Origin of the sequence: Kitasatospora sp. NPDC101801 (assembly GCF_044766665.1) — a bacterium.
In the GTDB taxonomy this organism is placed as follows: domain Bacteria; phylum Actinomycetota; class Actinomycetes; order Streptomycetales; family Streptomycetaceae; genus Kitasatospora.
Window position 1 is genome coordinate 20,073 of the sequence record NZ_JBIWML010000062.1, and the last position, 7,915, is coordinate 27,987.

General features: G+C 71.2%; 6 protein-coding genes. 4 read left to right on the forward strand and 2 right to left on the reverse strand.

Features of this window, described 5'->3' with window-relative positions; genetic code table 11:
* Window positions 1-426: 426 nt before the first annotated feature.
* Complete coding sequence (serS, locus tag ACIRPK_RS35010) at window positions 427-1,704, forward strand: serine--tRNA ligase (protein ID WP_403046508.1); 1,278 nt, start codon at window positions 427-429, stop codon at window positions 1,702-1,704.
* Window positions 1,701-2,504: an HAD family hydrolase gene (locus ACIRPK_RS35015; protein WP_403046511.1), complete on the forward strand. Its 804-nt coding sequence runs from the start codon at window positions 1,701-1,703 to the stop codon at window positions 2,502-2,504. Before serS ends, ACIRPK_RS35015 begins: the two co-directional genes overlap by 4 nt.
* A 249-nt stretch (window positions 2,505-2,753) precedes the next feature.
* Here the strand turns inward: ACIRPK_RS35015 and ACIRPK_RS35020 are convergent, their stop codons facing one another.
* Entirely contained in the window at window positions 2,754-4,565 is a 1,812-nt protein-coding gene (locus tag ACIRPK_RS35020) for an LCP family protein (RefSeq protein WP_403046513.1), read from the reverse strand.
* A gap of 166 nt (window positions 4,566-4,731) precedes the next feature.
* The gene (locus ACIRPK_RS35025; protein WP_403046515.1) at window positions 4,732-5,628 is read right to left on the reverse strand and encodes a sporulation protein; all 897 of its coding nucleotides are present in this window, start codon (window positions 5,626-5,628) and stop codon (window positions 4,732-4,734) included.
* Window positions 5,629-5,806: 178 nt separating this feature from the next.
* On the opposite strand from ACIRPK_RS35025, the gene ACIRPK_RS35030 reads away from it, so the two are divergent.
* Window positions 5,807-6,532 carry a FadR/GntR family transcriptional regulator gene (locus ACIRPK_RS35030; RefSeq protein WP_403046517.1) on the forward strand — a complete coding sequence of 242 codons (726 nt, stop codon included), beginning with the start codon at window positions 5,807-5,809 and terminating at the stop codon, window positions 6,530-6,532.
* A 63-nt stretch (window positions 6,533-6,595) separates the two neighbouring features.
* A complete protein-coding gene (locus ACIRPK_RS35035; RefSeq protein WP_403046519.1) occupies window positions 6,596-7,825 on the forward strand; it encodes a CynX/NimT family MFS transporter in 1,230 nt (409 codons plus the stop codon).
* Window positions 7,826-7,915 lie beyond the last annotated feature (90 nt).

Here is a 7,915-nt window from a genome sequence, read left to right on the forward strand (position 1 = left end):
GAGCCGACTAATCGGACCAGAGTCATCCTTCCACTGGCAAATCACCCGTCCGAGTGCGCGAATTCCCTCACCTGAGAGGAGGAATCGAGGTTTGAAACCCCAATTCCTTCGCAGATCGCGGGAGCTGCCTGCACATCTCGGTCATCCACAGGCCCGCCTGCGGGCCTGTGGAAATCCGGCTCGGAGCGGGCTCCGCACAGCAGTTATCCACAGGTTGGCGGCAGTTATCCCCAGGCCCCGGGCCACGTCCACACCCCGCTGACCTGCAGAAGGGTGGATGGCCGCGGGCAGGATGCCAGAGAAGCGGGCAGAAAGCGACATATCCGACGCGGAGTCGACACTCCGGCCCCTAGCGCCCCAACGGCCCGAACCGCGACACCGAAACGGGTTCCGGTCCGGCAGCCCTGCCCCGGTAGGCTGGGCCCCGTGATTGACCTTCGCCTGCTCCGTGAGGACCCCGACCGAGTGCGCGCCTCGCAGCGTGCCCGTGGTGAGGACGTCGACCTGGTCGACGCCCTCCTCTCCGCCGACGAACGGCGCCGCTCCTCGGGCAGTCGCTTCGACGACCTGCGCAACGAGCAGAAGACGCTCGGCAAGCAGATCCCCAAGGCCCAGGGTGACGAGAAGAGCGCCCTTCTCAAGCGCACCGGCGAGCTGGCCGCCGAGGTCAAGGTCGCCGAGGCCGAGCAGCGCGAGGCCAACGAGGAGGCCGACCGGCTGATCCGTCAGCTGGCCAACCTCATCGACCCCGCCGCCCCGGTCGGTGGCGAGGAGGACTTCGTCACGCTGGAGGAGATCGGCACCCCGCGCGACTTCGCGGCCGAGGGCTTCGAGCCCAAGGACCACGTCGAGTTGGGCAAGGTGCTCGGCGCGATCGACACCGAGCGCGGCGCCAAGGTGGCCGGCTCGCGCTCCTACTACCTGACCGGCGTCGGCGCGCTGCTGGAGCTCGCCCTGGTCAACATGGCGGTGGCGCAGGCGGTCGAGGCCGGCTTCACCCCGATGATCACCCCGGCCCTGGTCCGCCCGGCAGCCATGGACGGCACCGGCTTCCTCGGCCAGGCGGCGGAGAACGTCTACTTCCTCGAGGAAGAGGACCGCTACCTGGTCGGCACCAGCGAGGTCCCGCTCGCCGCGTACCACATGGACGAGATCATCGACGAGGCCAAGCTGCCGCTGCGGTACGCCGGTTACTCGTCCTGCTTCCGGCGCGAGGCCGGCACCTACGGCAAGGACACCCGGGGCATCATCCGGGTGCACCAGTTCGAGAAGGTGGAGATGTTCGTCTTCGCCACGCCCGAGGACGCCGAGGCCGAGCACCGCCGCCTGCTCCAGTGGGAGAAGGACTTCCTCAACGCGCTCGAACTCCCCTACCGGGTGATCGACGTCGCCTCCGGCGACCTCGGCTCCTCGGCGGTGCGGAAGTTCGACATCGAGGCCTGGATCCCGACCCAGGGCAAGTACCGCGAGGTCACCTCGACCTCGAACTGCACCGAGTTCCAGTCCCGCCGGCTCGCCATCCGGCTGCGCGAGGAGGGCGGCAAGGTCCGTCCGCTGGCCACCCTGAACGGCACGCTGGTCGCCGTCCCGCGCATGATCGTGGCGATCCTGGAGAACCACCAGCTGGCCGACGGTTCGGTCGCCGTACCGGAGGCGCTGCGGCCCTTCCTGGGCGGGCGAGCCGTCCTGGAACCGGTCAAGTGACCGCCCTGCCCTACGGGTTGGTCGCCACCGACCTGGACGGGACACTGCTGAACTCGGCGGAGACCGTCACCCCGCGCACCCGCGCCGCGCTGGCCACCGCCGTCGCGGCCGGGGCGCTGCACATCATCGTCACCGGCCGGTCCGCGGTCTGGGCCCGGCCGGTGTTCGACGAGATCGGCTACACCGGCCTCGCGGTCTGCGGGCAGGGCGCCCAGGTCTACGACGCCGGGGAGCACCGGCTGCTCACCTCGCTCACCCTGGACCGCCGGGCGGCCGCCGAGGCGGTCGCCAAGATCGAGGCCGAGATCGGCACGCTGGCGATCGCGGCCAACCAGGACGGGCTGGACGGCGAGGTGCTCTGCGGCCCTGGCTACCAGCTGGAGATCGGCACCGGGCTGCCGATCCGTCAGGTCGGCGTCGATGAGCTGCTGGTGGCTCCGATCAGCAAGCTCTACGTCCAGCACCCCGGGCACGGCGACGACTCCCTGGCGGAGGTGGCCCATCGGGTCGCCGGCGACCTGGTCGGCGTCACCATGGCCGGGGCCGGCATCGTGGAGCTGCTCCCGCTCGGCCTCACCAAGGCCACCGGCCTCGCGGTGGCGGCGCACCGGCTCGGCGTGAAGGGTTCCCGGACGATCGCGTTCGGGGACATGCCGAACGACGTGCCGATGTTCGGCTGGGCCGCGCACGGGGTGGCGATGGCCAACGCCCACGAGCAGGTGCTCGCGGTGGCGGACGAAGTGACCGTCAGCAACGACGAGGACGGCGTGGCCGTCGTGCTGGAGCGGCTCTTCTCGTAGGCCGGGCTGCGTCTTTCGCAGGCGCTCGGGCAGCTACGGTCCGGGGGGCTCGGTGCTGCGCTGCAGGCAGGTGCTCAGCCGTCTACTACCCAGGGGCTCGGGGAACTGCGAGGAGATCCGGCGCCGGGGTCACTGCGAAAGTGCCTGACCACCTACGCGACGATCACCTTGCAAGGGCCGGCGTCGCAGTTCCCCGAGCCCCTGACCGTAAATGCCGAGCCACCTGCCAACAGCAGGGCCCCAATCAGGCTAGCCTCCGGCGGGGCCGTAGGAGACGTCGTCGCAGGCGGCGGTGTCTGCGGGGCGGGCGGCTTGGGCGATGCTGCTGGGGATGGCGGTCGGGGTGGTGGCCGGGGTGGTGGTGCCGCCGTTGGCGGCGGCGTAGTCCTTGCCGAGGACCAGGTTGATGCCCGCCTTGGTGGAGGACTCCAAGGTGGCACCGGGGAACAGGGCGGCGACGGTCTGGGCGGACGCCTTCTGGCCTGGGCCGTACTGGACCAGGGTGGTGGCGTGGGTCTGGGTGGAGGCGTTGCCGACCGTGCCGACGGTGAAGCTGGACTCCTTGAGGGCGTTCACCGCCCCGGCGGTGAGCCCGGCGGTGGTGGTGCCGTTGTAGACCGAGACCTTGATGCCGGCGCCCTTGACGGCGGCCGGCGGTGCGGCCGGCGCCGAGCCGGCGGGTGCGGCCGGAGCCTGCGAGGCGGGGGCCGCACCGGCGGCGTTGGCGTCCTGGCCGTCCAGCGTCTTGCCGGTCTTGAGCGCCTGCCAGAGCACGGCGGCCTCGGGCGTCAGGGCGACCCGGGCGCCTTCGAAGCGCCACGGGGCGGTGATGAACTGAATGTTGTGCAGGTCGATGTTCTTCATCGACAGCGCGAACGACAGCAACTTGGTGGGCGAGCCGAGGTCCTCGTCCACGATCAGCGACTTGGTGGCCGCGTCGGCCAGCGGGAGCAGGGTGGTGGCGTCCATGCCCTTGCCCTTGACGTCCTTGATCAGGGCGGACAGGAAGGCCTGCTGACGCTTCATCCGGCCGATGTCGGAGCCGTCGCCGACGCCGTGCCGGAGCCGCACGTAGTCGAGCGCCTTCTGGCCGGAGACGGTCTGCTCGCCCTTGGGGAAGATCTGCTTGCCCTTGCGCGGGAGCTTGGGGTTGAGGTCGTTCTCGTAGACGGCGTTCGGGAGACAGACGTTGACGCCGCCGATCGCGCTGGTCATCGAGGCGAAGCCCTGGAAGTTGACCACGATGGTGTGGTCGACCCGCAGGCCGGTGATCTTCTCCACGGTGTTCTGGGTGCAGGCCGGGTTGCCGACGTCGGTCTCACCGACCGAGAACGCGGAGTTGAACTGGATGCTCGTCTCCTCCTTGGTCCACTTCCCGTTCGGCAGCTTGCACTTGGGCCGGGGAGTCATCGCGTCGCGGGGGAAGGAGACACCGACGGCGTGCTTCCGGTCGGCGTAGACGTGCAGCAGGATCGTGGTGTCGGAGCGGGCACCGCCGTCCTCACCGCCGCCCAGGTCGGCGTTGCCGCCGGCCCGTGAGTCGGAGCCGATCAGCAGCACGTTGATCGGGGTGTTGCCGTTCGCGTCGGGGGCGGCGGCGTCGGGGCGGTCGGTGCTCAGGCCGTCCTTGTCGAAGGTGGTGATGTTGCCGTTCAGCTTCAGGTAGAGCGCGCCGCCGGTGAGCACCACCAGAGCGAGCGCCCCGGTCGCCACCCAGGCCACGACCTTCTTCCGGTTGCGCTTCTTCCCGCCCGGCCCGGGCGGCCCGCCCCGGCCCTTGCCCTTGGCGGCGGCCCGGGCGGCCGCCCGCCCACCGGGGCCTGCGGGCGGCGGCACCTCGGCCCTGGCCTGCTGCTGTTGCTGCGCCCGCCGGGCCTCGGCCCGGCCGCCCTGCCGGCCCGGTACGGCGGCCTGACGGGGCGTCGGCTGCGGCTCATGGCCCTGGTACTGCTGAGCGGGCTGCTGCTCCTGGTACGGGTCGCGATAGGGCGCGCCGTAGGAGACGTCGTCACGCCACCATTCGGCGTCGTGGTCCGAAGACCCCGGCCTCTGGCCAGACATACGCACACCTTCCACCAGCAGGCAGGAACAGGTCGGTCAGCACCGCTCCCGTGGGCCCTGTTGTCGGAAAGAACCGCATACAGCCCTTCGGAGCTTCTGCGGAGCATATAAAGGCAACATTGCGGAGTCACGGGCCGGGCTACCCATTGGGCGGACAGCCCCCGGATCAGTCCTCGAAGATCTCCTCGACGAACTCGTCCGCAAACTCCTCCAGCACCAGGCCGCCGACCGCACCGGCCGCCGCGCCGACCACCGGGCCAGCGCCGAAACCGTGCCCGCCACCGTACCCGTGACCGCTGTGCCCGGACGGAGCGTTCGCCAGGGCGTGCCGGATCCAGCCGTCCACCACGGCGGTCAGGTCCTGACCGGTCGAGCTCCGGTCGAGCACGTGACGGTTGATCACATCGCTGCTCCGGCGGTCGAGTTCGAGCACCACCTCGACCCGGTCGGCGGTGGCCAGGAAGGTCAGCTCCAGCGCCTTGAACAGGTGCGCGTACTGCGGCCCGGCCAGGTACTCGATCTCCTGGTAGAACGGCAGGCTCTGCCCGGTGCCCCGGATCCGCCCGGACTCCAGGTCGGCACTGTGGAAACGGAAGCCGAGCGCCGCGAACGCCTCCAGCACGCCGCGCTGGAGCGGCAGCGGCTCGATGCCGAGCGGGTCGACGTCGCCCTTGTCCCGGGCCCCGCTGATCTCCACCTCGGTCCGGACACCGAGCGACATGCCGTGCAGGTGCTGCCCGGCCACCGAGGTCACCGGCGTCTCGTACGGCGCCGGGACGGCGAACGGGATCGAGCGCTGCTCACCGGCGGCCAGGGTCAGCGGCGGGCTGACCGAGTAGCGGGCGAACGAGGCCAGGCCGTCGCTCTCGCCCTCCGAGTGCTCGATCTCCACCCGGGCCACCAGGGTCAGCGTGATGCCGGAGATCTTCGCCTCTTGGGTGCCCCCCACCAGGTTGACCTGCCCCTGGATCAGTCCACCGGGCTGCACTGCCGGCGTGGCCAGCACGGTGTCGACGGTGGGGCCGCCGACCCCGAGCGCACCGAGCAGCTTCTTGAACACCATGGGGCGGTACTCCAACTCCGGAAGAGGGGAACGGCGAACGGCGAACGGAGAAACGCAGGCTACGGCCTCCCGGTTCCCGGGGGCCATGACATCGGGGTGCCGACCCCCCACCCCAGTTGTAGGATGACCGGACAAGCAGTTGTAGGATGACTGTCGTCCACCGCGAGAGGAGCCCCCGATGAGCAGCGACGGACTGCAGGCCGCCGGGCGTCGTTCCCTGGTGGACGAGACGATCGAGCAGTTGCGGGAGCAGCTGAGTGCCGGCAGCTGGCCGGTCGGGGGGAGGATCCCGACCGAGCACGAGCTGGCCGAGCGGCTCGGGGTGGGGCGCAACACCGTCCGGGAGGCGATCCGGGTGCTGGCGCACGCGGGGATGCTGGTCTCCCGGCAGGGTGAGGGCACCTTCGTCCGGAGCACCAGCGACCCGGCCTCGGTGCTGCGCGGTGTGCAGCGCTCGGGCGTCCGGGACGTCCTGGAGGTCCGGGCCGCGCTGGAGACCGAGGCGGCCCGGCTGGCCGCGCTCCGGCACACCCCCGAGGACATCGCCCGGATGCGGGCCGCGCTGGCCCGGGAGGCGGAGATCATCGCCGCCGAGCCCGACCGGACCGGGCGGGAGGCCACCGTCGAGCACGACCTGGAGTTCCACACCGCCGTGGTGGAGGCCGCGCACAACCCCGCGCTGACCGAGGTGTACCGCTACTTCGGTGCCTCGGTACGCGAGTCGATGCGGGCCTCGTTCGGTGACCACGAGATGCCCGAGGTGGTGGTGGCCACCCACCAGGCCCTGGTCGACGCGATCGAGAGCGGCGACCCGGAACTGGCCGAGGCGGCCTGTCGGTCCCTGCTGGCCGAGCCGATCGGCGCGGTCGAGCAACTGCTGGCCGCCATCGCCGCGCGGAAATGACGACCGGTCAGTCCCCGACGTCCTTCTCGTAGTCCACCCCTGCCCGGAGAGAAAAACAGCACCATGTCGGTCACCCAGGTCCAGCCGGTCGTCGCACCGAAGGTCCGTACCCGCACCAATCTCGCGCACCCCGTACTGCTGCTGTTCGGCATCGTGCTGGTCGCCCTCAACATGCGGGCCTCGCTGGCCGCCGTCTCCCCGCTGCTCGGCGAGATCCAGCGCACCTTCGGCCTGTCCGCCACCGCGAGCGGCCTGATCACCACCGTGCCGGTGCTGTTCCAGGGCCTCGGCGCCCCGCTCACCCCCCGGCTGACCCGCCGGTTCGGGGCGGAGAAGGTGGTGCTCGGCGCGGTGCTCACCCTCGGCGCCGGCATCCTGCTCCGGGTGCTGCCCAACTCCTTGGCGCTGTACGCCGGTTGCATGGTGATCGGGGTCGCCATCGCGGTGCTGAACGTCTCGATGCCGGGCCTGGTCAAGCGCGAGTTCCCCGGCCGGGCGGCCGCGATGACCGGCGTCTACTCCACCTCGATGCTGATCGGCGCCACCCTGGCGGCGGCCGTCTCGGTACCGCTCGAGAAGGTGTTCGGCGGCGGCTGGGAGGGTTCGCTCGGCGCCTGGTCGCTGCTCGCGCTGGTGGCGGCGGTGGCCTGGCTGCCGCAGGTGCTGAGATCCCGTCAGGAACGGGCCGCGGTCGCGGCGGCGCCGGCCGGGAAGCCGGTCGAGGGTGTCTGGAAGTCCGGCCTGGCCTGGCAGGTGAGCGCCTTCATGGGCATCTCCTCGCTGATGGTCTACACCCTGATCGCCTGGCTGCCCACCATCCTGGTCGACCACGGGATGGCCCGGGGCGAAGCCGGCCTGGTCTTCGCGTTCAGCAACCTGGTGCAGGTGGCCGGCGCCTTCCTGGTCCCGCTGATCGCCGGCCGGATGACCCGTCAGCGCGGCCTGGCCGTCTCGATGGCCGCCCTGAACGCGGCCGGCGTGGTCGTCCTGCTGCTGGCGCCGGTCTCCGGCGCCTGGGTCTCCGCCACCGTGCTCGGCCTCGCCCAGGGCGGCTCGCTCGGACTGGCGCTGGCCTTCCTGGTGCTGCGGACCGACAGTGCGCTCGGCGCCGCCCAGCTCGGTAGCATGTCGCAGGCGGTCGGCTACCTGGTCGCCGCGGCCGGGCCGGTCGGGGCAGGTGCGCTGCACCAGCTCACCGGGGGCTGGGAGCTGCCGCTGGGGCTGCTCCTGGTGATGGCCGCACTGGCCGCCGCCGCGGGCTGGGGTGCGGGGCGCAACCTCGTCCTCCGCTAGTGCTGCTCCGCGGAAGTTCGTGGAGGGGTGTTGGGCCTGGCGGCGTATTCGTCGGTGAGGATGCTGCAGGTGCACCAGTCGCCCGTGCAC

Bases quoted from the DNA above. Each gene is read 5' to 3' on its own strand.
- ACIRPK_RS35030 (WP_403046517.1), top strand. From the start codon at position 5,807: ATGAGCAGCGACGGACTGCAGGCCGCCGGGCGTCGTTCCCTGGTGGAC.
- ACIRPK_RS35035 (WP_403046519.1), top strand. From the start codon at position 6,596: ATGTCGGTCACCCAGGTCCAGCCGGTCGTCGCACCGAAGGTCCGTACC.
- ACIRPK_RS35025 (WP_403046515.1), bottom strand. From the start codon at position 5,628: ATGGTGTTCAAGAAGCTGCTCGGTGCGCTCGGGGTCGGCGGCCCCACC.
- ACIRPK_RS35020 (WP_403046513.1), bottom strand. From the start codon at position 4,565: ATGTCTGGCCAGAGGCCGGGGTCTTCGGACCACGACGCCGAATGGTGG.